Origin of the sequence: Pantoea phytostimulans (assembly GCF_046118715.1) — a bacterium.
In the GTDB taxonomy this organism is placed as follows: domain Bacteria; phylum Pseudomonadota; class Gammaproteobacteria; order Enterobacterales; family Enterobacteriaceae; genus Pantoea; species Pantoea phytostimulans.
The window spans coordinates 3,604,804-3,630,068 of sequence record NZ_CP173698.1; the positions used below are offsets into that span (position 1 = coordinate 3,604,804).

Annotated in this window: 18 protein-coding genes; 10 read left to right on the forward strand and 8 right to left on the reverse strand. The window is 54.9% G+C overall.

Translation table 11 applies throughout. The annotated features are described in order from the left end of the window. The first annotated feature begins 215 nt into the window (after nt 1-215). The 6 genes from ACF2G4_RS16795 to lplT all read left to right on the forward strand — a co-directional run bounded on the left by ACF2G4_RS16795 (nt 216) and on the right by lplT (nt 12,557). Nucleotides 216-1,442, forward strand: a complete 1,227-nt coding sequence (locus ACF2G4_RS16795) for an MdtA/MuxA family multidrug efflux RND transporter periplasmic adaptor subunit (protein WP_332626671.1) — start codon at nt 216-218, stop codon at nt 1,440-1,442. Continuing rightward, nucleotides 1,439-4,651 carry an efflux RND transporter permease subunit gene (locus tag ACF2G4_RS16800; protein ID WP_409075177.1) on the forward strand — a complete coding sequence of 1,071 codons (3,213 nt, stop codon included), beginning with the start codon at nt 1,439-1,441 and terminating at the stop codon, nt 4,649-4,651. Before ACF2G4_RS16795 ends, ACF2G4_RS16800 begins: the two co-directional genes overlap by 4 nt. Then, entirely contained in the window at nt 4,648-7,749 is a 3,102-nt protein-coding gene (locus ACF2G4_RS16805) for an efflux RND transporter permease subunit (RefSeq protein WP_409075178.1), read from the forward strand. The genes ACF2G4_RS16800 and ACF2G4_RS16805 overlap by 4 nt, the downstream gene beginning before the upstream one ends. Before the next feature lie 3 nt (nt 7,750-7,752). Continuing rightward, nucleotides 7,753-9,150, forward strand: coding sequence for an efflux transporter outer membrane subunit (locus tag ACF2G4_RS16810; RefSeq protein ID WP_215847774.1), 1,398 nt, complete (start codon nt 7,753-7,755; stop codon nt 9,148-9,150). A 63-nt stretch (nt 9,151-9,213) separates the two neighbouring features. Continuing rightward, nucleotides 9,214-11,364 carry a bifunctional acyl-ACP--phospholipid O-acyltransferase/long-chain-fatty-acid--ACP ligase gene (gene aas / locus ACF2G4_RS16815; RefSeq protein ID WP_409075179.1) on the forward strand — a complete coding sequence of 717 codons (2,151 nt, stop codon included), beginning with the start codon at nt 9,214-9,216 and terminating at the stop codon, nt 11,362-11,364. Then, nucleotides 11,361-12,557, forward strand: a complete 1,197-nt coding sequence (gene lplT, locus ACF2G4_RS16820) for a lysophospholipid transporter LplT (RefSeq protein WP_409075180.1) — start codon at nt 11,361-11,363, stop codon at nt 12,555-12,557. Before aas ends, lplT begins: the two co-directional genes overlap by 4 nt. Before the next feature lie 149 nt (nt 12,558-12,706). Here lplT and ridA read toward each other — a convergent pair whose 3' ends face one another. The 4 genes from ridA to argF all read right to left on the reverse strand — a co-directional run bounded on the left by ridA (nt 12,707) and on the right by argF (nt 15,831). Then, nucleotides 12,707-13,093: a 2-iminobutanoate/2-iminopropanoate deaminase gene (gene ridA, locus ACF2G4_RS16825; protein WP_215847773.1), complete on the reverse strand. Its 387-nt coding sequence runs from the start codon at nt 13,091-13,093 to the stop codon at nt 12,707-12,709. A 75-nt stretch (nt 13,094-13,168) separates the two neighbouring features. After that, nucleotides 13,169-13,633, reverse strand: a complete 465-nt coding sequence (pyrI, locus tag ACF2G4_RS16830; protein WP_215847772.1) for an aspartate carbamoyltransferase regulatory subunit — start codon at nt 13,631-13,633, stop codon at nt 13,169-13,171. Between the two features lie 12 nt (nt 13,634-13,645). Then, the gene (pyrB, locus tag ACF2G4_RS16835) at nt 13,646-14,581 is read right to left on the reverse strand and encodes an aspartate carbamoyltransferase (RefSeq protein WP_409075181.1); all 936 of its coding nucleotides are present in this window, start codon (nt 14,579-14,581) and stop codon (nt 13,646-13,648) included. 242 nt (nt 14,582-14,823) lie between these two features. Next, nucleotides 14,824-15,831: an ornithine carbamoyltransferase gene (gene argF, locus ACF2G4_RS16840; protein ID WP_332626680.1), complete on the reverse strand. Its 1,008-nt coding sequence runs from the start codon at nt 15,829-15,831 to the stop codon at nt 14,824-14,826. Nucleotides 15,832-15,993: 162 nt separating this feature from the next. Here argF and rraB point away from each other — a divergent pair, with 162 nt between their 5' ends. Together rraB and miaE are read left to right on the forward strand one after the other, a co-directional pair. Beyond that, nucleotides 15,994-16,410, forward strand: coding sequence for a ribonuclease E inhibitor RraB (gene rraB, locus ACF2G4_RS16845; protein WP_215847770.1), 417 nt, complete (start codon nt 15,994-15,996; stop codon nt 16,408-16,410). Nucleotides 16,411-16,464: 54 nt separating this feature from the next. Then, entirely contained in the window at nt 16,465-17,226 is a 762-nt protein-coding gene (gene miaE, locus ACF2G4_RS16850; protein WP_409075182.1) for a tRNA isopentenyl-2-thiomethyl-A-37 hydroxylase MiaE, read from the forward strand. Between the two features lie 40 nt (nt 17,227-17,266). Here miaE and ACF2G4_RS16855 read toward each other — a convergent pair whose 3' ends face one another. From ACF2G4_RS16855 to pepA, 4 genes are all read right to left on the reverse strand, one after another. Continuing rightward, a complete protein-coding gene (locus tag ACF2G4_RS16855) occupies nt 17,267-17,773 on the reverse strand; it encodes a GNAT family N-acetyltransferase (protein ID WP_409075984.1) in 507 nt (168 codons plus the stop codon). Nucleotides 17,774-17,856: 83 nt separating this feature from the next. After that, nucleotides 17,857-20,712, reverse strand: a complete 2,856-nt coding sequence (locus ACF2G4_RS16860; protein ID WP_332626682.1) for a valine--tRNA ligase — start codon at nt 20,710-20,712, stop codon at nt 17,857-17,859. Nucleotides 20,713-20,718: 6 nt separating this feature from the next. Further along, entirely contained in the window at nt 20,719-21,177 is a 459-nt protein-coding gene (locus tag ACF2G4_RS16865) for a DNA polymerase III subunit chi (RefSeq protein WP_215847767.1), read from the reverse strand. A 66-nt stretch (nt 21,178-21,243) separates the two neighbouring features. Continuing rightward, nucleotides 21,244-22,755: a leucyl aminopeptidase gene (pepA, locus tag ACF2G4_RS16870; protein WP_243078689.1), complete on the reverse strand. Its 1,512-nt coding sequence runs from the start codon at nt 22,753-22,755 to the stop codon at nt 21,244-21,246. A 268-nt stretch (nt 22,756-23,023) separates the two neighbouring features. Here pepA and lptF point away from each other — a divergent pair, with 268 nt between their 5' ends. Both lptF and lptG read left to right on the forward strand, forming a co-directional pair. Beyond that, nucleotides 23,024-24,124, forward strand: coding sequence for an LPS export ABC transporter permease LptF (gene lptF, locus ACF2G4_RS16875; RefSeq protein ID WP_243078688.1), 1,101 nt, complete (start codon nt 23,024-23,026; stop codon nt 24,122-24,124). Then, entirely contained in the window at nt 24,124-25,200 is a 1,077-nt protein-coding gene (lptG, locus tag ACF2G4_RS16880; RefSeq protein ID WP_243078687.1) for an LPS export ABC transporter permease LptG, read from the forward strand. The genes lptF and lptG overlap by 1 nt, the downstream gene beginning before the upstream one ends. Nucleotides 25,201-25,265: the final 65 nt, after the last annotated feature.

Genomic DNA, 25,265 nt, shown 5'->3' on the forward strand with positions numbered 1-25,265 from the left:
CCGATAATGCGTGCCGTGATAATTGTGCCCGTCATACTTTACGTTGCCTCTTTGTTGGCTATGCTCACTTACCCGAATCCTGTCGTTCACTACGCCTATCGGGATTCGTCAGCGTGCTACCGTCATGCAACGCAACGTATTTAGAGTACGCACCACGAAATAATCCCCTGTTTTTAAGGGGGAATTCCTTATTCCTTGTTTACCTGAAGAGTTCGATGATTACTAACGCATCCCGTTCCCCTCGTTCCCGCTGGCTTAAATGGCTGCTTCTTTTAATCGTGGTATTGATTATTGCCGCTGTTGCCTGGCGTTTGTTGCCGTTTGGCAAAGGATCGAGTGGCGGTATGCCGCCAGGCGGTCATGCAGGTCGCGGTGGTCCTGGCATGATGATGGGCGGCGGCGCAACGCTGGTACACAGCGGCGTGGCCAGCACCGCAGATGTGCCGGTTTATCTCAATGCACTTGGCACCGTCATCCCCAGCGCCAGCGTTACCGTTACCAGCCGTGTCGATGGACAGCTGGAGAAGGTTTACTTCACTGAAGGGCAGAAAGTTGAAGCAGGACAGCTGCTGGCGCAGATTGATCCGCGTAGCTATCAGGCGACGTTGAATCAATATCAAGGTGCGTTAAATGAGAACCAGGCACTGCTGAAAAGCGCAGAACTGACGCTGGCGCGCTATCGCAAGCTGGCGGCGCAAGATTCTCTCTCCCGCCAGGATCTGGATACGCAGATAGCCACGGTAGGGCAGTATCGCGGTGCGGTTGCCACCGATCAGGCGCAAATCGACAGCGCTAAACTCAGTATCGAATACGCTCGTATCACTGCGCCGGTTAGCGGCCGTGTTGGATTGCGTCAGGTTGATCCGGGCAACATGGTGCAAAGCTCCAGCAGCACCGGTTTAGTCACTCTGACCCAGATGCAGCCCGCCGCCGTCACGTTTAGCGTGCCGCAGAGTAATATCCCCACGCTGGTCAAAGCGCTGCATAACAATCAAAGTCTGCCCGCTACGGCGTTTGATGAGGACAATACCAGCACGTTGGCCAACGGTGAGGTGAAGTTCATCAGTAACCAGATCGATACCTCCACCGGCACAGTTGAGCTAAAGGCCACTTTTCCCAACCAGGACGAAGCGCTGTTCGCTAATCAGTTCGTTAATCTGCGTTTGCAGACCAATCTATTGAAAGGCGCGACGGTGATCCCAACACAAGCGTTGCAGATGAGCAGCGACGGCAGCTTTGTTTTTGTGATCAACAAAGACAATACCGTGACGCGCAAAGCGGTGACCGCCGGGCCGGCATTGGATGACGATCGGCAAGCGATTTTAAAAGGCGTAGAGCCGGGCGATCGTCTGGTAACGGAAGGCATTGATCGCCTGACCAACGGCAGCAAAGTGTCGGTGGCGGATGAGACGCAAACCACCGCAACCGCCGAGGCCAAATGAATCCGTCACGCTTGTTTATCCAGCGTCCGGTCGCCACCATCTTGCTGATGGTGGGCGTGCTGATCGCCGGTATTTTTGCCTATAAGTTTCTTTCCACCTCGGCGCTGCCACAGGTCGATTATCCGACCATTCAGGTCACCACGCTCTATCCCGGCGCCAGCCCGGACGTGATGGCTTCATCGGTGACTTCGCCGCTGGAGCGTCAACTCGGTCAAATGGCGGGTTTGAGTCAGATGACCTCCACCAGTTCCGGTGGATCATCGATCATCACTCTGAAGTTCAGTCTCGACCTGTCGCTGGATGTGGCGGAGCAGGAAGTGCAGGCGGCGATAAATGCCGCGAACAATCTGCTGCCCAGCGATCTGCCAAACCCGCCAACCTACAAAAAGGTCAATCCGGCGGACAGCGCGGTGATCACCTTAGCTGCCAGCTCAGAGAACTTGCCGCTGACGCAGGTGCAGGACTTGGTGAATACGCGCGTGGCGCTCAAGCTATCGCAAATTTCTGGTGTCGGCATGGTGACGCTGGCGGGCGGACATCAACCGGCGATTCGGGTGCAGATGGATCCAAAAGCGCTGGCGGCGCACAATTTGACGCTGGAAGACGTCAACACCCTGATTAGCAACAGCAACGTTAACGGTTCGAAAGGCGGCTTTGATGGTAAATACCATTCGGTCACTATCGACGCCAACGATCAGCTGCGTACCGCAGACGAGTACGGCAATTTAATCATTACTTATCAAAACGGTGCTGCGCTGCGTCTGAAAGATATTGCGCATATTGAGCAAGGGCCGGAAAACAGCTTCCAGTCGGCGTGGGCGAATAACAGCCCGGCGATTGTCATCAGCGTGCAGCGCCAGCCGGGTGCGAACGTGATTCAGGTCGTGGATGGAATTAAGGCGCAGCTGCCGACTTTGCAGGCCGCGCTGCCAGATGGCGTGAAAATGACGGTTCTTTCGGATCGCACGCAAACCATTCGCGCCTCGATCAGTGACGTGCAGTTTGAGCTCATGCTCTCGATTGCGCTGGTGGTGATGGTCACTTTCCTGTTCCTGCGCAATGTGGCAGCGACACTGATCCCCAGCGTGGCGGTGCCGCTGTCGTTGATTGGCACCTTTGGTGTGATGTACCTCGCTGACTTCAGCCTGAATAACCTCTCGTTGATGGCGCTGACCATCGCTACCGGTTTCGTTATTGATGATGCCATTGTGGTGGTTGAAAACATCTCGCGGCGGCTGGAAGAGGGCGAACCGCCAATGGAAGCGGCGCTAAAAGGCTCGCAGCAGATTGGTTTCACCATCATTTCACTAACCTTTTCGCTGATTGCGGTACTGATTCCGCTGCTGTTTATGGGCGACGTGGTCGGACGCTTGTTCCGCGAGTTTGCTATCACGCTGGCGGTGTCGATTCTGGTCTCAATGGTGGTGTCGCTAACCTTAACGCCAATGCTGTGCGCCTATCTGCTGCGCCACATTCCAGTCGAAAAGCAGTCGCGCTTTTCACGCAAGGGCGGTGAATTATTCGATAAGCTGATTCGCGGCTATGATCGCTTGCTGACCGTCGTGTTAAATCACCAAAAGCTGACGCTGCTGGTGGCGCTGGCCACCTTCGCGCTGACCGCGCTGCTCTATGTCATGGTGCCGAAAGGCTTCTTCCCGACGCAGGATACCGGTCTGATTCAGGGCGTGACCGTGGCGTCGCAGGATGTCTCTTTTAATGAGATGGCAAAGCGTCAACAGGCGCTGGCGAAAGTGATTTTGCAGAATCCTGCGGTAGAGAGTCTGTCCTCTACGATTGGCATTGATGGCAATAACACCAGTCTCAACAGCGGGCGTATACAGATCAACCTCAAGGCGTTTGATGAGCGCAATGACAAAGCCGATGCAGTCATCAAACAGCTACAACAGGCGGCGACGCAGGTGGCTGGTATCCAGCTCTATATGCAATCGGCCCAGGATTTGACAGTCAACGACCAGGTTACGCCAAGCCAGTATCAGTTCACGCTTGACGATGCAGACAGCGAAAATCTGGTGCAGTGGTCGCCGAAAATGGTGGCGGCACTGCAGCAGCGTCCAGAGTTTAATGGCGTGGTAAGCAATCTTCAGGATCAGGGACGCGTGGCGTATGTCGAGCTGAACCGCGATAAAGCGGCGCGTTACGGCATTACTGCTTCGGATGTGGATACCGCGCTCTACAACGCTTTTGGTCAGCGTTTGGTGTCGACTATTTTTACCCAGTCGAATCAGTATCGCGTGGTGCTGGAAGTCGCGCCGACGTATCAACAAGGCCCGGCGTCATTTGATGATGTTTATCTGCAACCTTCCAGCAGTTCAGACGAAGAGAGCGACAGCAGCACGAGCAGCACCTCGTCGAGCAGTAGCAGCACCACGTCAACCACCACCAGCAGTAGCGACAGTTCCACCACCAGCAGCAGCGGCATGGTGAAACTGACGTCGATTGCCACCCTTCACCAGCGCACCGGTTCGCTGATGCATATGCGTTTGAACCAATTCCCGGCAGTGATGATCTCCTTCAACCTGAATGCCGGTTATTCACTGGAAGATGGGCAGAAAGCGATTGCCGAGGTGCGTGAACAGCTGCAACTGCCATCGAGCGTGACGCTGCGTTATCAGGGCGAAACGTCAGCGTTCCAGAGCGCGACGGGTAACACGCTGTGGCTGATTTTGGCGGCGCTGATCACCATGTACGTGGTGCTCGGCATTCTGTATGAAAGCTTTATTCATCCGGTGACCATCCTTTCCACGCTGCCGTCGGCTGCGGTGGGCGCCTTGTTGACGCTGATGCTGGCGGGCACCGAATTCAGCTTGATCGCGTTGATTGGCGTGATCCTGCTGATCGGCATCGTGAAAAAGAACGCCATTATGATGATCGACTTTGCGCTAGAAGCGGAGAATAAGCAGCACCTCAGCCCGCGTGACGCCATCCATCAAGCCTGTTTATTGCGTTTCCGCCCGATTCTGATGACCACCATGGCGGCGCTGCTGGGTGCGTTGCCGCTGATGCTGGCGTCCGGTTCGGGCGCAGAGCTGCGTCAGCCGCTGGGTCTGGTGATTGTTGGCGGTTTGATCGTCAGCCAGGCGCTGACATTGTTCTCTACGCCGGTGATTTACTTGTGGTTTGACGCGATTGCACAGCGCGGGAACGCGTGGGTGAAACGCCGTCAGCAGCAGACGCGGAGTGGGCAATGAATTTGACCCGGCTGTTTATCTTCCGTCCGGTTACGACCTTGCTGCTCACCATGGCGATCCTGCTGCTGGGCGCCTTGGGCTATCGCTTGTTGCCGGTTGCGCCGCTGCCGCAGGTTGATTTCCCAACCATTATGGTCAGCGCCAGCCTGGCGGGTGCCAGCCCGGAAACCATGGCGGCAACGGTGGCCACCCCGCTGGAACGCTCGCTGGGGCAAATCGCGGGCGTAACGGAAATGACCTCAAGCAGCTCGCAGGGTTCCAGCAATATCATTTTGCAGTTTGAGCTTGATCGCGACATCAACGGTGCAGCGCGTGACGTTCAGGCGGCAATCAACGCCTCGCGTAGTCTGCTGCCGAGCGCCATGGAATCGCTGCCAACCTACCGTAAAGCCAATCCGTCCGATGCGCCGATAGTGATGCTGGCGTTGACGTCTGCAACTCGCACGCCAGGCGAACTCTACGATCTTGCTGAAAGCAAAATCGAGCAGGCGATGGGGCAGGTGAAAGGGGTAGGCGAAGTGTCGCTGATGGGCAGCGCCTTGCCTGCGGTGCGCATCGATCTGCAACCGCTGAAGCTGACGCAATATGGCATTTCACTCGATACCGTGCGCAGCGCGGTCGCCAACAGCACCACTAATCTGCCAAAAGGGATGTTACAAGGCAGCACGCAATCTTGGGTGGTGGACAGCAACGGGCAGCTGGATAAAGCCAAAAGCTATCGCGATTTGATCGTTAGCTATAAAGAGGGAAAAGCGGTGCGGCTGCACGATGTCGCAACCGTTTATGACTCGGTTGAAGATCAATATCAGGCGGGGTTCCTTAACGCGTCGCCTTCGGTGATGGTGGGTATCAAACGCCAGGCGGGCGCTAATATGCTCGACACCATTGATGCGATCAAAGCGCAACTGCCGGAGCTGGAAAAAAATCTCCCTGCGGATACCGCGCTGAAAGTGGTGGTGGACCGTTCGCCTGGGGTGCGCGCCTCGCTTTACGACACGGAAGAAACCTTGCTGGTAGCAGTGCTGCTGGTGATTGCGGTGGTGTTTGTCTTTCTGCGTAATCTGCAGGCGGTGATCATTCCCGCGTTGGCCTTGCCGGTTTCGCTGATTGGCACCTGCGCTGTGATGTATCTGCTCGGCTACAGCCTCGATAACCTGTCGCTGATGGCGCTGATTATCGCCACCGGCTTCGTGGTGGATGATGCGATCGTGGTGCTGGAAAACATCACGCGCCACATTGAAGAGGGGCTAAGTCCGCTGCGGGCCTCGCTGCGCGGTGCGCAGGAAGTGAGTTTCACCGTGCTGTCCATGACCATGTCGCTGATTGCGGTATTCATTCCCATCTTGCTGATGGGCAGCATCGTCGGGCGTCTGTTCCGCGAATTTGCCGTGACGCTCACCGTGTCGCTGCTGATCTCAATGTTTGTGTCGTTGAGCCTGACGCCGATGCTCTGCTCGCGACTGCTCAAACCCAAGCCCAAGGTCACTAAACGGCCGCATCCGCTCTATCAGTTTATTGAAAACCGGCTCAATCGCTTGTTGGACGCCTATTCGCGCGGCTTGAATTGGGTGATGCGCCACCAAAAGCTCACCATGTTCAGTTTGCTGCTGACGGTGCTGCTCAACCTGTTTCTGTTCTCGGTGGTGGAAAAAGGCTTTTTCCCGAATCAGGACACCGGCCTGCTAATGGGCGCGCTGCGTGCCGATCAAAACATCTCGTTTCAGGCGATGAAGCCGAAGATGTTGGCGTTTACCAAGATCATTCAGTCCGATCCGGCGGTGGAAAGCGTGATGTCATCGATGGGCAGTGGGATGTTCGGCTCGCGTAACAGCGCGAACTTCTTTGTGCGCCTCAAAGATTTTGATCAGCGCGATGCCACGGCCACCGAAGTGGCGAACCGCCTGAGCATGAAAACCAGCCATATCGCTGGCGCACAGATGTTCCTGATGGCAGCGCAGGATCTGCATATCGGCGGACGCAGCGCCAACGCGACGTATCAGTACAGTTTGCAGGCTGACGATCTTGATCTGCTGCGCGAATGGACGCCCAAAGTACAGGCGGCGCTGGCGGCAATTCCGCAGTTCAACAGCGTCGATTCCGACTCGCAAACGGGCGGTCAGGAAGTGGTGATGAACATTGATCGCGACCGCGCCACCCGGCTTGGCGTTGACGTTCAGATGCTCGACACGCTGCTGAATAATGCCTTTAGCCAGCGGCAAATCGCAACGCTGTATCACACGCTGAACCAGTATCACGTGGTGATGAGTTTGCAGGATAGCTACACGCGCGACCCAGAAATTCTCAAGCAGCTTTATGTCATTAACGATAATGGCGACCGCATTCCGCTGTCGGCCTTCGCCACGTTTGTGGGTGGCAATGCGCCGCTGTCAGTGACGCATCAGGGCCAGTCAGCGACCAGCACCGTGGCGTTTAACCTCAATGATGGCGTTTCGCTGGAACAGGCGCAGGTGCTGATCAAACAGGCGATGGCGAAACTCGGTTTGCCTTCGACGATCCAGGCTGGTTTTGCGGGTACCGCCGCGGCGTTTGCGCAGCTCACCGCCACCATGCCGTGGTTGATCCTGGCGGCGCTGGCGGCGGTCTATATCGTGTTGGGCGTGCTGTATGAAAGTTATATCCATCCACTGACCATTCTTTCTACGTTGCCTTCGGCGGGCGTAGGCGCGCTGCTGCTGCTGCTGCTCACCGGTACGCAACTCACGGTTATCGCCCTGATCGGCATTATTTTGCTGATTGGTATCGTGAAGAAGAACGCCATCATGATGATCGACTTTGCTATCGACGCAGAACGCAGGTTGGGCATGTCGCCGCAGCAGGCGATTACTCAATCCTGCCTGATGCGCTTTCGTCCGATCATGATGACCACGCTGGCGGCCTTTTTCGGTGCCTTGCCTCTGGCGCTGGGCAGTGGCGGCGATGCCGATCTGCGCAGCCCGCTGGGCATCGCGATTGCGGGCGGTCTGGCGCTGAGCCAGCTGCTGACGCTGTTCACCACGCCCGTTATTTACCTCTGGCTCGATCGTTTGAGCCGCGCAACTCAACGTCAATGGCGCCGTTTGCGCCATGCGGAATCCTGATTCATGAAAGTATTGACCCCAATTATGCTGGCGCTGCTGTTGAGCGGCTGTACCCTTGGCCCCGATTATCATCGCCCTGAGATGTCAGTGCCGGTACATTACAAAGAAGCCAAAGGCTGGCAGCAGGCGACGCCGCAGGATGATCTGCACAAAGGCGAATGGTGGGCTGTTTATCACGACGCCACGCTGAGCAGCCTGCTGAGTCAGGTAAGCATCAATAACCAGAACGTTGCCAACTACGCTGCGCAGTATCGTCAGGCGCAGGCGCTGGCGTCGCAATCTCGCGCTGAGCTGTTTCCCTCGTTGGGTTATGACAGCAGCGTGACGCGCAGCGGCAGTCATGCCACCACCGGCAGCAGTCAACGCACCACCAGCAGCAGCCATCAGGCTGAGCTAAGCGCCAGCTGGGAGCTGGATCTATGGGGCAAGCTGCGTCGTACGCTGGAGGAGAACAAAGCCAGTGCGCAGGCGAGCGCGGCAGAGCTGGCGAACATCACGCTGAGCGCACAGTCTGAACTGGCGCAGGATTACTTCCAGCTGCGCATCATGGATCAGAAAATTGCGCTGTATCAGCAGAGCATCGACGCCTACCAGCGCTATCTCACGGTGATTGAAAACAAATACCAAACCGGCAGCGAATCGCGTGCCACGTTAGCGCAGGCGCAGATGCAGCTGGAGAGCGCCCGCGCCTCGGCGCAGGATTATCAATGGCAACGCGCGCAGATGGAACACGCTATCGCGTTGCTGGTGGGCAAAGCGCCCGCTGATTTCTCCTTACCGGTGGCGAAGCTGGATGCCACGCTGCCAACCGTTCCTGCCGCCTTGCCGACGCAACTGTTACAGCGTCGTCCTGACATCGCCTACGCCGAACGTAACGTGGCAGCAGCGAATGCGGCGGTGGGCGTGGCCATTGCCGGTTACTTCCCGGATTTAACCTTAAGCGCCAGCGGCGGCGTGAGCGCTTCTACGCTGCATAATCTCTTCTCGCTACCGAATCGCATCTGGTCGCTGGGGCCTGAACTCAGCGGTACGCTGTTGGATTTTGGCGCCACTTCTTCGCAGGTCGAACAGGCCCGAGCGTCGTATGACGCCAGCGTCGCCAGCTACCGTCAAAGCGTGCTGGAAGCGTTGCAGGAAGTGGAAGATGAGCTGGTGGAGCTGAACACCTTACAGGGCGAAATGGCTTCCCAGCAGCGTGCTACCGCCGCCGCGCAAGAGTCGGCCCGCGTAACGCGCAATCAATATGATGCCGGGATGATCGACTACCTCGACGTCGCCACCACTGAAAACAGTAGCTTGAGCGAACAGCAAAATCTTCTGTCCCTGCAAAGCACTCAGTGGGTCAGCAGCGTAGCGTTGATTGCCGCGCTGGGCGGTGGCTGGCAAGCGCCAAATAAGTAGTTGTCGAATACTTCCAGATCCTGCATCGTGAGGGGCTAATTTTAACGATGCTATGGAGCTGGCATGTTATTCAAAATCTTACGTCTGGTTTTCCGCCTGTTATGGCGTGTCGAGCTGCGTGGTGATGTCGCTGAACTGCATAGAGACAAGGTGCTCATCACGCCCAACCACATGTCGTTTCTGGACGGCATGCTATTGGCGCTGTTCTTACCCATCAAACCGGTTTTCGCTGTCTATTCGACGATCAGCGAAAAATGGTTCATGCGGGTGATCAAACCGTTTATCGACTTCGTGCCGCTGGATCCCACCAAGCCGATGTCGATCAAACATCTGGTTCAGGTAGTCAACAGCGGTCGTCCGGTAGTGATCTTCCCGGAAGGCCGCATTACCGTTACCGGATCGCTGATGAAGATCTACAGCGGTGCCGGTTTTGTGGCGGCGAAATCGGGCGCGAGCGTGGTGCCGATGCGTATCGACGGTGCAGAATTTTCGCCGTTTGGTCGCCTGGCGGGCGTATTTAAACGCCGCCTTTTCCCGCGTATTACCTTGAGCATTTTGCCTGGGACACGTATTCCCATGCCCGACGCAAAACGGGCACGCGAGCGCCGTATTTTAGCCGGCGAACATCTGCATCATGTCATGATGGAAGCCCGCATGGCGGTACGCCCGCGTGAAACGCTGTTTGACGCGTTTCTCAATGCGCGTATCCGCTACGGCGCGTTCAAACGCTGCATTGAAGATGTCAATTTCACACCCGACAGCTACACCGGTTTGCTGAAAAAAACGCTGGGCGTGGGACGCATCCTTGAGCGTTATAGCCAGCCAAAAGAGGTTGTTGGCCTGCTGCTACCTAATGCCACCGTAACGGCTGCGGCGATTCTCGGTGCCTCCATGCGTGGCCGCGTTCCGGCGATGCTGAACTACACTGCGGGCGTCAACGGCATGCGCGCTGCACTAACGGCTTCGCAGGTGAAAACGGTGTTTACGTCTCGCCAGTTCCTCGACAAAGGGGATTTATGGCATCTGCCGCAAGGCTTGAGCGACGTGCAGTGGATCTATCTGGAAGACTTGAAAGAGACGGTAACGCTCAAGGACAAGCTCTGGATCCTTGCGCATCTGCTGATGCCGCGCCGGGCGCAGGTTAAGCAGCAGCCCGAAGACGCCGCGATGGTGCTGTTTACCTCGGGATCGGAAGGCAATCCCAAAGGTGTGGTGCATTCGCATAAAAGCCTGCTGGCCAACGTTGAGCAGATTCGCACCGTGGCGGATTTTACCCCGCGTGACCGCTTCATGTCGGCGCTGCCGCTGTTTCACGCCTTTGGCTTAACGGTTGGCCTGTTTACGCCGCTGATGACCGGCGCGCAGGTATTTCTTTATCCCAGCCCGCTGCATTACCGCATCGTGCCGGAACTGGTGTACGACCGAAACTGCACCGTGCTGTTTGGCACGTCAACCTTCCTTGGCAACTATGCGCGCTTCGCGGCCCCGTACGATTTTGCTCGCTTGCGCTATGTGGTGGCTGGGGCGGAAAAATTGCAGGAAAACACCCTTCAGGTCTACATGGAAAAATATGGCATACGCATCCTTGAAGGTTACGGCGTGACTGAATGCGCGCCAGTGGTGGCGATTAACGTGCCGATGGCGGCGAAGGCGCATACCGTAGGCCGCATTCTGCCGGGCATGGATTCGCGTTTGATGTCGGTGCCGGGCATTGAGAAGGGCGGACGATTGCAACTGCGTGGGCCGAATATCATGAAAGGCTATTTGCGCGTTGAGAACCCGGGCGTGCTGGAACTGCCGGTGGCGGATAATGGCGAAGGGCAAATGGAAGCGGGTTGGTACGATACCGGTGATATCGTCAGCTTTGATGAAGGCGGTTTTTGCCAGATCCAGGGTCGCGCCAAGCGCTTCGCTAAAATCGCAGGAGAAATGGTTTCGCTGGAGATCGTTGAGCAGATCGCGCTGAAAGCTTCACCGGATAAGCAGCATGCGGCTTCGCTGCGCCCGGATGGAAATCGTGGTGAAGCCTTGGTGCTGTTTACCACCGATAACGAACTGGCACGCGATCGCCTGCAAAAAGCCGCGCGTGAGATGGGTGCGCCGGAGTTGGCGCTGCCGCGTGATATTCGCGTGGTTAAACAGCTGCCGCTGCTGGGTAGCGGCAAGCCCGATTACGTCACCCTGAAGAAAATGGCGGAAGAGGAGCAGGCATGAGTGCGCGACCTGAACGCGATGCGCCGCTGATGTCGCGCAGCATGTTGGCGGTGATTGTCGCACAGTTTTTCTCCGCATTTGGCGATAACGCGCTGCTGTTTGTCACGCTGGCGGTGCTTAAAAACCAGTTTTATCCCGACTGGAGTCAGCCGATTTTGCAGATGCTGTTTGTCGCGACTTACATCCTGCTGGCACCGTTTGTGGGGCAAATGGCAGACAGTTTTGCCAAAGGTCGGGTCATGATGTTTGCCAACAGCCTGAAGCTGCTGGGCGCGCTGGTGATCTGCTTCGGCTTGAGTCCTTTCATTGGCTATACGCTGGTGGGTATTGGCGCAGCGGCTTATTCTCCAGCGAAATACGGCATTTTGGGGGAAATTACCCAAGGCGAAAAACTGGTGAAGGCCAACGGCCTGATGGAAGGATCGACCATCGCGGCGATTCTGCTGGGTTCGGTGGCAGGCGGCATTCTGGCTGACTGGAATTTGCTGGTGGCGCTGGCGGTTTGTGCGCTGACGTATGGCATTGCGGTAGTGGCGAACCTGTTTATTCCCAAGCTGCAGGCAGCACGACCCGGCCAAAGCTGGCATTTCGCGGCAATGTTACGCAGCTTTATCGCGGCGTGCCGTGTGCTGTGGCGTGACGCAGAAACCCGCTTCTCCTTACTGGGAACGAGTCTGTTTTGGGGCGCGGGTGTGACGTTGCGCTTTCTGCTGGTGTTGTGGGTACCGGTAGCGCTTGGCATCACTGATAACAAAACGCCAACTACGCTGAATGCCATGGTGGCGATTGGCATTGTATTGGGTGCGGCGGCTGCGGCGAAGCTGGTGACGCTGGAAACGGTCCGCCGCTGTATGCCTGCAGGCGTGCTGATTGGTGTGATGGTGGTGATCTTCTCAATGCAGCATTCGTTGCTGAATGCCTATTTATTGCTGATGGTCATTGGCGCGCTGGGTGGCTTTTTTGTCGTTCCTTTGAATGCGTTGTTGCAGGCGCGTGGCAAGCAAAGCGTGGGATCGGGCAATGCCATTGCGGTGCAGAACCTTGGCGAAAACACCGCGATGCTGTTGATGCTAGGACTTTACACGCTGGCGATCAAAGCAGGCGCACCGGCAGTAGCAACCGGGATTGGTTTCGGTACGCTGTTTGCGCTGTCGATTGCCGTGCTTTGGGTATGGCGTCCGAGTAAAGGTTAGATTGTGCTGGCGCTGCCACCTGCGAGTATTGAAGCTGCATGTGGCAGCGTCTCCTTCCCCCGCTTCGCGGGGGAAGGCGGGGATGGGGGATAGCGCGCAGAGGAGGCAGGAGACAGCACACGCTTAACCAGCGTGCGCAGAGGACAAAATCAACGGCGAACCGCGATCGCCTCAATCTCAATCTTCACGTCTTTCGGCAAACGCGCCACTTCAACACATGAACGGGCTGGGAAACTGGCGTCATGCTCGGTGAAAAACGCTTCATACGTGGCGTTCACGGTAGCAAAGTCGTTCAGGTCTTTGACGAAAACGGTGGTTTTCACGATATCGCCCACTTTCAAACCTGCCGCTTCAACAATCGCCTTCACATTTTCCAGTGACTGGCGCGCCTGGGCTGAGACATCGTCTGCAACAGTGCCGGTTGCCGGATCAACGGGAATCTGGCCCGAAGTGATAATCATGCTGCCAAGATCAACGCCCTGAACATAAGGACCGATTGCTGCCGGGGCTTTTTCCGTACTGATTTCGCGAGACATTATTGCTCCTGGGTTGTGTGCAATAGCGGCATCACAGCGCCGCCGACGGTTCCATTATAGGGACGAGAAAATGGATTACCAGTGACCCAACACCACATGACGAGCGAACTCTTTCTCGCAATATTTGCACTTCAAATGCACATCATCGGCACGACTTTTCACCGCAAAGCTGGAGAACACCGGCTCGCTGCGGCTAATGCAGTTGCTGTTCGGGCAAGTCAGCACACGGTCGATGCGGTCCGGCAAGGTGGGCGCAATCTTTGCGACCACTTCATATTCGTCGATACGGTTGACCGTCGCATGTGGCGCGTAAACTGCCAGCTGGTTGATCTGGTCATCAGTGAGAAAAGTGTTTTCAATCTTGATCAAATCTTTGCGGCCCATTTCACCTGACGGCAAATTCAAGCCGATAGTAATGCGCTGATCGGTCTCGGTCAGGCGAAACAGCGACAGCAGCTTAAAGCCAACCTGAGCGGGAATGTGGTCGATTACTGTGCCGCGTTTGATCGCTTCGACCTGCAATTTATTGTCGTGAGTCATGCTGTTTGCTCCTTACAGGGCGAGTTCGCTGTTAAGTACCAACGCCAGCAAAGCCTGACGCGCGTAAATGCCATTGCCGGCCTGCTGGAAATACCAGGCGTAAGGCGTTTTATCCACATCGGTAGTAATTTCATCGATGCGCGGCAGCGGATGCAGCACCTTCATATTGTCACGCGCATCGGCTAAATCGGCGGCGCGAAGAATGAACTGGGCTTTCACGTTGGCATATTCGGACGGATCAAGACGCTCTTTTTGCACGCGCGTCATATAGAGAATATCCAGCTCTGGCATCACCTCTTCAAAACTGTCGTGACGCGACCATGTAATGTTCTGCTCATCCAGCATGTCAGTGATGTAAGCCGGCATCGCCAACGCATCGGGTGCGATGAAGAAGAAGCGGTTGCCATCAAATTTGGCCAGCGCCTGCGTCAGTGAATGCACGGTGCGGCCATATTTCAGGTCGCCGACCATGGCGACATTGAAGTTGTCGAGGCGACTTTGCGTTTCGCGAATGGTAAACAGATCCAGCAGGGTTTGTGTCGGGTGCTGATTCGCGCCATCACCGGCGTTAAGCACAGGAATACCGCCGGAAAACTCCGTTGCCAGACGCGCTGCGCCTTCTTGCGGATGACGCATCACAATCGCATCAACGTAGGTGCTGATCACTGAAATGGTGTCCGCCAGCGTTTCACCTTTTTTGCCCAGCGACGTATTGCTGCCGTCAGAAAAGCCGACAACCGAGGCGCCTAAACGATGCATGGCGGATTCGAACGACAAACGGGTTCGCGTCGATGCCTCAAAAAAGCAGCTGGCGATCACGTTGTGTTTTAATAACTCCGGCTGCGGGTTGGCTTTGAGCTGCGCGGCGGTATGCAGCACCAACTCCAGCTCGTCGCGGCTGAGATCGTTAATTGAAATAATGTGCTTGCGATATAGCGGGTTAGCCATAGCTCTCTCCTCTGCGCTGCCGGATTTCAGACAAAAAAAAGCCCCTGATTAAGGGGCTTTTTTAAGATCGGGTCGATGACGGAAAGAAACAGATGCGCCGCCTGCATTCAGGCGAGATTGGGCGTCAAATTTTTCGTTGCGCTGTTGCATGTTTCCTCCGGCAAATTGTGGCGCATTATACGCATTCAGTAATTTGCTTCAAGGGTAAATCGCACACAACGAAAACGTTTGCTCCGGCTTATTTATCGCTGGCCGAGCGTCGCCACCATCACCGCCTTAATGGTATGCATACGGTTTTCCGCCTGATCAAAGACCACGCTGTGCGCGGATTCGAACACCTCATCACTGACTTCCATACCCTTGTGCAAACCATATTGTTCCGCCATCTGGCGTCCCAGGGTGGTTTGATCATCATGGAAGGCGGGTAGACAATGCAAAAATTTCACCGCTGGGTTGCCGGTCAGCGCCAGCATCTCGCTGTTAACCTGATAACCCCGCAGCAAGGCGATACGCTCTTCCCACACCGCTTTAGGTTCGCCCATCGATACCCAAACGTCGGTATAGATAAAGTCCGCACCTTGTACGCCTTCAGCAATGTTTTCGGTCAGCGTGATTTTGCCACCGGTTTGCTGTGCCGCCTGGCGACAATGTGCCACCAGCTCTTCTTCCGGCCAGCAGCCTTTTGGCGCCACTAAACGCAGATCTAACCCTACCAACGCGGCGGCTTCCAGCATGGTATTCCCCATGTTGTTACGCGCATCACCAACGTAGACCAACGTCATTTCGCTGAGTTTTTTAGTCGGCAGCTGTTCCTGCATGGTCAGTAGATCGGCGAGTAACTGCGTAGGATGAAACTCTGTGGTTAAGCCATTCCACACCGGCACACCGGCATATTCAGCCAGAGTTTCAACCAACGCCTGGCCATAGCCGCGATATTGTATGCCGTCATACATGCGGCCTAAAACGCGTGCGGTATCTTTCATCGATTCTTTATGGCCAATCTGGCTACCGCTTGGGCCGAGATAGGTGACGTTTGCGCCTTGATCGTAAGCGGCAACTTCGAAAGAGCATCGGGTACGGGTCGAGTCTTTTTCGAAGATGAGCGCAATGTTTTTGCCTTTCAGATACTGCTTTTCAGTCGCACTTTTTTTTGTGCTTTTTAATTCAGCTGAAAGGGTAAGCAGATAATCGATTTCGGCAGGGGAAAAATCCAGTAATCTCAGGAAATGGCGTTGATAAAGCTGACTCATGCAGCGCTCCATGTAACCAATGCAAATGAATTAAAATTCAATCTAACCGTATGAATATGCATTTTCAACCCCGGCGTGAATAAACTTTTCGTTTTGTGTAGTGGCGCGCCGGGCAGTGTGGGAAAATACTTGATTATTGCCAAACTCAGAGAGGACATCGCCATGGCATATGAAGCATTGTTGGAAGAGCAGCGTGAAGAGACGCGCCTGATCATTGAAGAGCTGCTGGAGGATGGCAGCGATCCCGACGCGCTCTATACCATTGAGCATCATCTCTCATGCAACAACTTTGACTCACTTGAAAAAGCCGCTGTAGATGCGTTCAAGCTGGGCTATGAAGTGACCGAGCCGGAAGAGCTGGAGCTGGAAGATGGCACCACGGTGATGTGCGTGGATATCATCAGCGAAGCGGCGTTAAAGCCAGAGCTGATTGATGCACAGGTCGAGCAACTGGTGAATCTGATTGGTAAATACAACGTCGATTATGACGGTTGGGGCACCTATTTCGAAGATCCAGACGCGGAAGATGAAGACGACGAAATCCTCGATGACGAAGAAGATGACGGTATTCGTCACTAATTTCTAGCGGGCGGAGCATGCTCCGCCTCCTTTTTTAACCCACGTTTTAATCTGATGAACTACGCACCGTTACTCGAACCCATCTATCAATTCCTTCATTGCCGTACGCCGCAAGCCTGGATAGACGAAGCGCGCAAGCCGGAAAACCTTACGCTGTTACTGACCGATCATCTGGTTTGCGAGCTCAAGGCGGCACAAACCGCGGTGTGGTTGATTCGCAAATATGTCGCTGACAAGCCCAGCGGCGAGGCTATTCGTGCCTGGTTGAAGCCGTATGAAGATTTTATCTTTCGCGAAGATGGCGACAGCGATTTCATTAACGCGCATAAAAACCTGACCAAACGCGTTATTGTTCGCAATGAATTGCCGTGGGCGGATGATTTGGTTGAGAAGATGGTGCTGCTGATTAAAGAAGAGCTGCATCACTTTTATCAGGTTTGGGAAATTATGCAGTCGCGCGGGTTGGTTTATCAAAAAATCACCTCAAGCCGTTATGCAAAATCGCTGCTGCGCGAAGTCACCACGCACGAGCCAGATACGCTGATCGACAAGCTGATTTGTGGTGCCTATATTGAAGCGCGCTCCTGCGAACGGTTCGCCAGTTTAGCGCCCTATCTGGATAGCGAACTGGAGGCCTTTTATATTTCGCTGTTGCGTTCAGAAGCGCGTCATTATCAAGATTATTTGACGCTGGCCGCGCAGATTTCACCCAAGGATATTGCGCCAAGGGTGCAGATGATTGGTGAAACTGAAGGGCGGTTAATTAGCGAGCCGGATAACGAACTGCGTTTTCATAGCGGTCTGCCCGCGTTTTGACGGTTTTTTTCCCTCATCCGCAAGCGGATGAGGGACAGGATTACAGCACTTTCAACATCCGCACTTCACAATCTACATGGCCGGTGCAGCCCATGGCGCGATCAATTAATTCAAAACCCAGCGACTCATAGAGTTTGATCGCCCGCGTCAGGCTGGCGGTGGTTTCAAGATAGCAGCGACGAAAACCGCGCTGGCGCGCATGTTCCATGGCACAGATTGCCAGTTCACGCGCCAAACCTAAGCCGCGCACATCGGGCATGAAATACATCTTTTGCAACTCACAGATATCTGGCGCGCTACAGGCCAGGGCGGCGATGCCGCCGCCGCCCATTACTTTGCCTTGATATTCGACAATCCAATAAGCGCTGTGTTCGGCGCTGTAAACCTCAGAGAGTCGATCAAGGTCAGGATCGGAAACGGTATAGCCTTTGTCGGCAGTCAGGCCGAACTCCGCAGAAACAACTCGAATAACCTGCGCGATATGCGCATTGTCGGCGGCAGTGATTGGACGCACCTGAAGGTCACGTCGCGTTGCGGTGGTAGTCATCATCTCTTCCGAATCTATTGCGAAATAAATAAAAAAAGCCGGGCTTAGCCCGGCTTGATAATTAAGCAGTCAGACTAAGACGCTTACAATGCCGCAATCACGGCCTGCTGTTCAATCAGTTTTGTTTTTGATTGTTCCAGATCAGCCACACGCTCGCGTTCTTTCACTACCACCGCTTCCGGGGCGCGTGAAACAAAGCCTTCGTTAGCCAGTTTGGCCTGGATCTTATCGATTTCGACATCCAGCTTAACCAGCTCTTTCGCCAGACGCTCAAGCTCGGCTGTTTTATCAACCAGATCGGCCATTGGGATCAGCAGTTCAGCACCTTCAACGATCTTGGTGACGGAAACGGGACCTTTCTCGCCCGCAGGTAGCACGGTCAAACTTGCCAGACGCGCCAGGCGTGACAGGAAGTTGCGGTTATCTTCAACGCGACGCAGCGCAGCAGGCGAGGCGTTACGCAGCAACACATCCAGCGGTTTGCTTGGCGCAATGTTCATTTCTGCACGAATATTACGTACCGCGACAATCGCCTGTTTCATCCAGTCGATGTCCGCTTTCGCTTCAGCATCTTCTTTCGCCGCGTCGTAGTGCGGGAAAGGCTGCAACATGATGGTGTCGTCGCTGATGTTTTTCAGCACTTTCACACGCTGCCAGATGGTTTCGGTGATGAACGGAATAATCGGATGTGCCAGGCGCAGTAACGCTTCCAGAACGTGCAGCAGCGTGTGACGCGTGCCGCGCAGCTCAGATTCGCTACCGCTGGTCATCACCGGCTTAGTCAGCTCCAGATACCAGTCGCAGAACTGGTTCCAGGTGAAATCGTAAAGCAGGTTAGCCGCGATGTCGAAACGGTAGCTGTCCAGCGCTTCACGGTAGGCTTTCACCGTGCTGTTGAACTCGGTCAGGATCCAGCGATCCGCCAGCGACAGCGTCATTTCGCCGCCGTTTTGGCCGCAATCTTGATCTTCAGTGTTCATCAAGACAAAGCGGCTGGCGTTCCACAGCTTGTTACAGAAGTTGCGGTAGCCTTCCAGGCGCTTCATGTCCCAGTTAATGTCTCGACCGGTTGAAGCCAGAGCTGCCAGGGTGAAGCGCAGCGCATCGGTACCTGACGGCTCAATGCCGTTCGGGAACTGTTTCTCGGTGCGTTTACGGATCTTCTCAGCCAGCTGCGGCTGCATCATGTTGCCGGTGCGTTTTTCCAGCAGCGACTCCAGTGAAATGCCGTCAACCATATCCAGCGGGTCAATCACGTTGCCCTTGGATTTCGACATCTTCTGGCCTTCTTCGTCACGAATCAAACCGGTCATGTAGACGGTTTTGAACGGAACCTGCGGCTTGCCGTCTTCATCTTTGATGAAGTGCATGGTCAGCATGATCATGCGGGCAATCCAGAAGAAAATGATGTCGAAGCCGCTGACCAGCACGCTGGTCGGATGGAAGGTACGCAGCGCTTCGGTGTTTTCCGGCCAGCCCAGCGTAGAGAATGTCCACAGGCCGGAGGAGAACCAGGTATCAAGCACGTCATCATCCTGACGCAGCGCCACATCGGCGGCCAGGTTGTTTTCGCTGCGCACTTCGTCTTCGGTGCGGCCAACATAGACGTTGCCGTCGTTGTCGTACCATGCCGGAATGCGATGACCCCACCACAACTGACGTGAAATACACCAATCCTGAATATCGCGCATCCAAGAGAAGTACATGTTTTCGTACTGCTTCGGCACAAACTCAATGTCGCCATTTTCAACCGCTTCTACGGCGACTTTCGCCAGCGGGGCAGTACGCACGTACCATTGGTCGGTCAACATTGGTTCGATGACCACGCCGCCACGGTCGCCGTAAGGAACGGTCAGATCGTGGGGTTTGATCTCTTCCAGCAGGCCACGTTCATCAACAGCCGCGACAATCGCTTTACGTGCAGCAAAACGCTCCATTTTCTGGAACTCTGCTGGGATATCATCGGCACAGGCATCGCTGACTTCGCCGTTGGTATCGAACACTTCCGCGCGCTCGCGGATATCGCCATCGAACGTCAGAATGTTGATCATCGGCAGCTTGTGGCGACGACCAACTTCATAGTCATTAAAGTCATGCGCTGGCGTGATTTTCACGCAGCCGGTGCCTTTTTCCATGTCGGCGTGTTCGTCGCCAACGATTGGGATCAGGCGGTTTACCAGCGGCAGCAGAATAAACTTGCCGATCAAATCTTTATAACGCGGATCTTCTGGATTGACCGCCACGCCCGTATCGCCCAACAGGGTTTCTGGACGTGTGGTGGCTACCACCAGATAATCTTTGCCATCTGCGGTTTTCGCGCCATCAGCCAGCGGATAGCGGATGTGCCACATCGAGCCTTTGCTCTCGCGGTTTTCCACTTCCAGATCGGAAATAGCGGTGCGTAATTTCGGATCCCAGTTAACCAGGCGCTTGCCACGGTAAATCAGGTTCTCTTTATAGAGACGTACGAACACTTCTTTCACCGCATTGGACAAACCATCATCCATGGTGAAACGTTCACGCTCCCAATCCACTGAGTTGCCCAGACGGCGCATCTGACGGGTAATGGTGCCGCCCGATTCTGCCTTCCACTGCCAGATTTTTTCGATGAACGCATCACGTCCGTAATCCTGACGTGTTTTGCCCTCTTCAGCGGCGATTTTGCGCTCAACTACCATCTGCGTGGCGATGCCCGCGTGGTCAGTACCGGCTTGCCACAAGGTATTTTTACCCTGCATGCGCTGGTAGCGAATCATGGTATCCATGATGGTTTGTTGGAAAGCGTGACCCATGTGCAAGCTACCGGTGACGTTCGGCGGCGGGATCATGATGCAAAAGCTTTCCTGGCTGGTATCGCCATTCGGTTTAAAGTAGCCCTGCTTTTCCCAATGCTCGTAAAGCGGCTGCTCGATATCTTGCGGGTTATATGTCTTTTCCATGTTCTGCTATGTCGTTTGCGGCTGTGGCGGCGTTGCCGTATTCAATTGGAAACCAACGCTGCGATACGCTTTGTAGCGATCACGCGCCAGCTGTTTGAGAGATTCTTCGTAAGGGACGAAGTCTACCACTTCATGGAAAGCAGTGGCAAAATCTGCGAACTGTGGCAGCAGGCTTATGAGCAGATCGCGAGGCGAACTGCCGCGACGCTGTGGCCAGGCCAGCTCAACCGGCGCGCCGTAGCGCGGGCCTTCGCCGGCAAGATTATGCGGCACGAAGGCGTTTGCCGGTCGTTGCCACAGCGCTTCGTCGAGACGAATGGCTTGCTGCTCATCTTCACAGGCGATCAGCACCCGTTTGCCCGCCCGCCAGCGCGTTTCAGCCAGATCGCACACCAGCGCTTCAATGGCGCTCAGGCCGTCGCTCGGTGCATCGGTTTCCATCACGTAGAAGGTTGCGTTTTTCATCGGCATGCTCGTCAGAAGATAAAAAGGGCGGAATCTCCGCCCTTGCTTTCAATGTAGAAGAAGCTGTTAATCGTCGCCGTTCAGTCCCGCGCGATTCAACAGGAACTGCGACAGCATCGGCACTGGACGTCCGGTTGCGCCTTTGGCTTTGCCTGAACGCCAGGCGGTACCCGCGATATCGAGGTGCGCCCAGTTATATTTGCGCGCAAAGCGAGCCAGGAAGCAAGCGGCGGTGATCGCACCACCGGGACGTCCACCGATATTCGCCATATCAGCAAAATTGGACTCCAGCTGCTCTTGATACTCATCCGCCATTGGCAAACGCCACGCGCGATCGCCGGATTGCTCAGAAGCACCAATCAATTCATGCGCCAGCGGATTATGGTTAGACAGCAAACCGCTGACGTGATGACCCAGCGCAACCACGCAGGCCCCGGTCAGCGTCGCGACATCAATCACCACTTCCGGTTCGAAACGTTCAACGTAGGTCAGCGCATCGCACAGCACCAAGCGGCCTTCTGCATCGGTGTTTAACACCTCGACGGTTTGGCCAGACATAGTGGTCAGCACGTCGCCTGGACGCATTGAACGGCCATCCGGCATATTTTCACAGCCCGCCAGCACGCCCACTACGTTCAGCGGCAGATTAAGTTCCGCTACCATGCGCATCACACCATACACTGACGCTGCGCCGCACATGTCATACTTCATCTCATCCATGCTGTCGGCCGGTTTGATCGAGATGCCACCGGAGTCGAACGTTAACCCTTTGCCCACCAGCACGATAGGGCGCGCTTCGGGATCGGGATTACCTTTGTATTCAATCACCGACATCAATGATTCGTTCTGCGAACCGGCACCTACCGCCAAATAGGCGTGCATGCCAAGCTCTTTCATCTGCTGCTCGCCAATCACGCGGGTGGTAACATTTTTGCTGAAGGCATCCGCTAACTGACGCGCCTGCGATGCCAGATACGCGGCGTTACAAATATTTGGCGGCATATTGCCAAGATCTTTAGCCGCTTTAACGCCTGCAGAGACGGCTAATCCATGCTGAATCGCCCGTTCACCGCTGGTGAGTTCACGGCGTGTTGGCACGTTAAACACCAGTTTACGTAGCGGACGGCGCGGTTCAGCTTTGTTGCTTTTCAGCTGATCGAAGTTGTACAGCGCCTCTTTGGAGGTTTCCACCGCCTGACGAACTTTCCAGTACGTATTACGTCCTTTGACATGCAGTTCTGTCAGGAAGCAGACCGCTTCCATCGAGCCGGTGTCATTCAGCGTATTGATGGTTTTTTGGATAACCTGCTTGTACTGACGCTCGTCCAGCTCACGTTCTTTGCCACAACCAATCAGCAAAATACGTTCGGACAGGATGTTCGGCACATGATGGAGCAGTAGCGTCTGGCCCACTTTTCCTTCCAGCTCGCCGCGACGCAGCAGGGCGCTGATGTAGCCATCGCTGATTTTATCCAGCTGTTCGGCTATCGGTGACAGACGGCGCGGTTCGAAAACGCCAACGACAATGCAAGCACTGCGCTGTTTTTCCGGGCTTCCGCTTTTTACACTGAACTCCATGCACTCTCCTGAATCTTAAAGACAACGGCCGTCGCTGTCGCTAGAATGTAGCGCGCTCGTGACCCATTTATTCATCGTGGCGGCATGACATTTAGCCACTGGAGGTCATAATGAATCAGGGTGACAAGATGTTGTTTTTTCACCACCCAAACGCGATTGTCATACAATTTTAGCTGCGATAACGGCCATTGATGAAGAAAAATGGCTGATAAGCGTTGAAACTAGCGATTTTCCTGCAAAAAGACAAGTTTTCACAGGCGTACTAAGCGTGATCATCATTAGATATCTGGTTCGTGAAACGCTCAAAAGCCAGCTGGCTATCCTCTTCATCCTGCTATTAATCTTCTTTTGTCAGAAGTTAGTCAGGATTTTAGGAGCCGCGGTGGATGGCGAAATCCCGACAAACCTTGTTCTGACACTGTTAGGCCTCGGTGTGCCTGAAATGGCACAACTTATTCTGCCCTTGAGTCTGTTTCTGGCGATTTTGATGACCCTTGGGCGGCTCTATACGGAAAGTGAAATTACCGTCATGCACGCCTGCGGCCTGAGCAAAGCTGTTTTGGTCAAGGCTGCAATGGTGCTGATGCTGTTCACGTCGATTGTGGCGGCGATAAATGTCGCCTGGCTGGGACCGTGGTCATCACGTTATCAGGATGAAGTGACGCAAAACGCCAAAGCTAACCCTGGCGCAGCGGCGCTGGCGGCAGGTCAGTTCCAGACCTCCAGCGATGGTAATGCGGTGCTGTTCATTGAAAACGTGAAAGGCAACCAGTTCGGCAACGTGTTCCTGGCGCAGCTGCGGCCGAAAGGCAACGCGCGTCCCTCTGTGGTGCTGGCAGACAGCGGCCACATGGAGCAGCGTAATGACGGCTCGCAGGTGGTCACGCTGGATAAAGGCACGCGCTTTGAAGGCACGGCAATGCTGCGTGATTTCCGCATCACCGACTTCAATAATTATCAGGCGTTTGTTGGCTATAAAGAAGCCACGCTCGATCCCAACGATGCTGAGCAGTCCGATTTTGTCGGCTTGTTCCACAATGACACGCCAGAGTTTCGCTCTGAGCTGCATTGGCGCATCACGCTGGTGTTCTCGGTCCTGATCATGGCGTTGATGGTGGTGCCGCTTAGCGTGGTGAACCCACGTCAGGGTCGCGTACTGTCAATGTTACCGGCCATGCTGCTTTACCTGATTTTCTTCCTGTTACAGAGTTCGTTGAAATCGAGTGGTGCCAAAGGCCGCCTCGATCCAGCCCTCTGGATGTGGGTGGTGAATCTGAGTTATCTGCTGCTGGCGGTGCTGCTTAACTTGTGGGATACGGTGCCGATGCGTCGCGTACGCGCCCGCTTTACTCGCGGAGGGTCGGTCTGATGTTTCGCGTTCTTGACCGTTATATCGGTAAAACCATCTTTAACACCATCATGTTGACGCTGTTCATGTTGGTGTCGCTCTCCGGCATCATCAAGTTTGTTGATCAGCTGCGTAAAACCGGGCAGGGCGCCTATACCGCCTTGGACGCGGGTTACTACACGATTCTCAGCGTGCCAAAAGATATCGAGATCTTCTTCCCGATGGCGGCATTGCTGGGCGCGCTGCTGGGCTTGGGTGCTTTAGCCCAGCGTAGCGAGCTGGTGGTCATGCAGGCGGCGGGTTTTACCCGTACGCAAGTCGCGCTGTCGGTAATGAAAACTGCTATTCCGCTGGTGCTGCTGACAATGGCAATTGGTGAGTTTGTTGCGCCACAAGGCGAGCAAATGGCGCGTAATTACCGTGCGCAGCAGCTATACGGCGGCGCGCTGCTTTCCACGCAAAATGGCTTGTGGGCGAAGGATGGCAATAGCTTCATCTATATTGAGCGCATCAAAGGCAACAATGAAATCGATGGTGTGAGCATCTACAACTTCAACGATCAGCGTCGTTTGCTTAGCGTGCGTTACGCCGCCAGCGCGACCTGGGATATGAATAAAAAACGTTGGATGCTGTCGCAGGTTGATGAATCTGACTTAAACGATCCCAAGCAAATTACCGGTTCGCAGAGCCTGGGTGGTGAATGGAAAACCAACCTGACGCCGGACAAACTCGGTGTGGTGGCGCTGGATCCCGATGCGCTATCCATTAGCGGCCTCTACAATTACAGCAAGTATTTGAAGCAGAGCGGTCAGGAATCTGGACGATATCAGCTCAATATGTGGAGCAAGATTTTCCAGCCGCTTTCGGTAGCCGTAATGATGTTGATGGCGCTGTCATTTATCTTTGGTCCGCTACGTAGCGTATCAATGGGCGTACGCGTCGTTACCGGCATCAGCTTCGGCTTTCTGTTCTATGTATTGGATCAGATTTTTGGCCCACTCAGCCTGGTTTATGGATTACCGCCCGTCATGGGGGCGATTCTGCCAAGCTTCGCCTTCTTTGCGATCAGTATGTTCATGTTGATTAAACGGCGCTAAGCCGGGCGATAACAGAAGAGAAATGGCCGATTTATCGGCCATTTTTTTTGCTTTAAAGTGAGGCA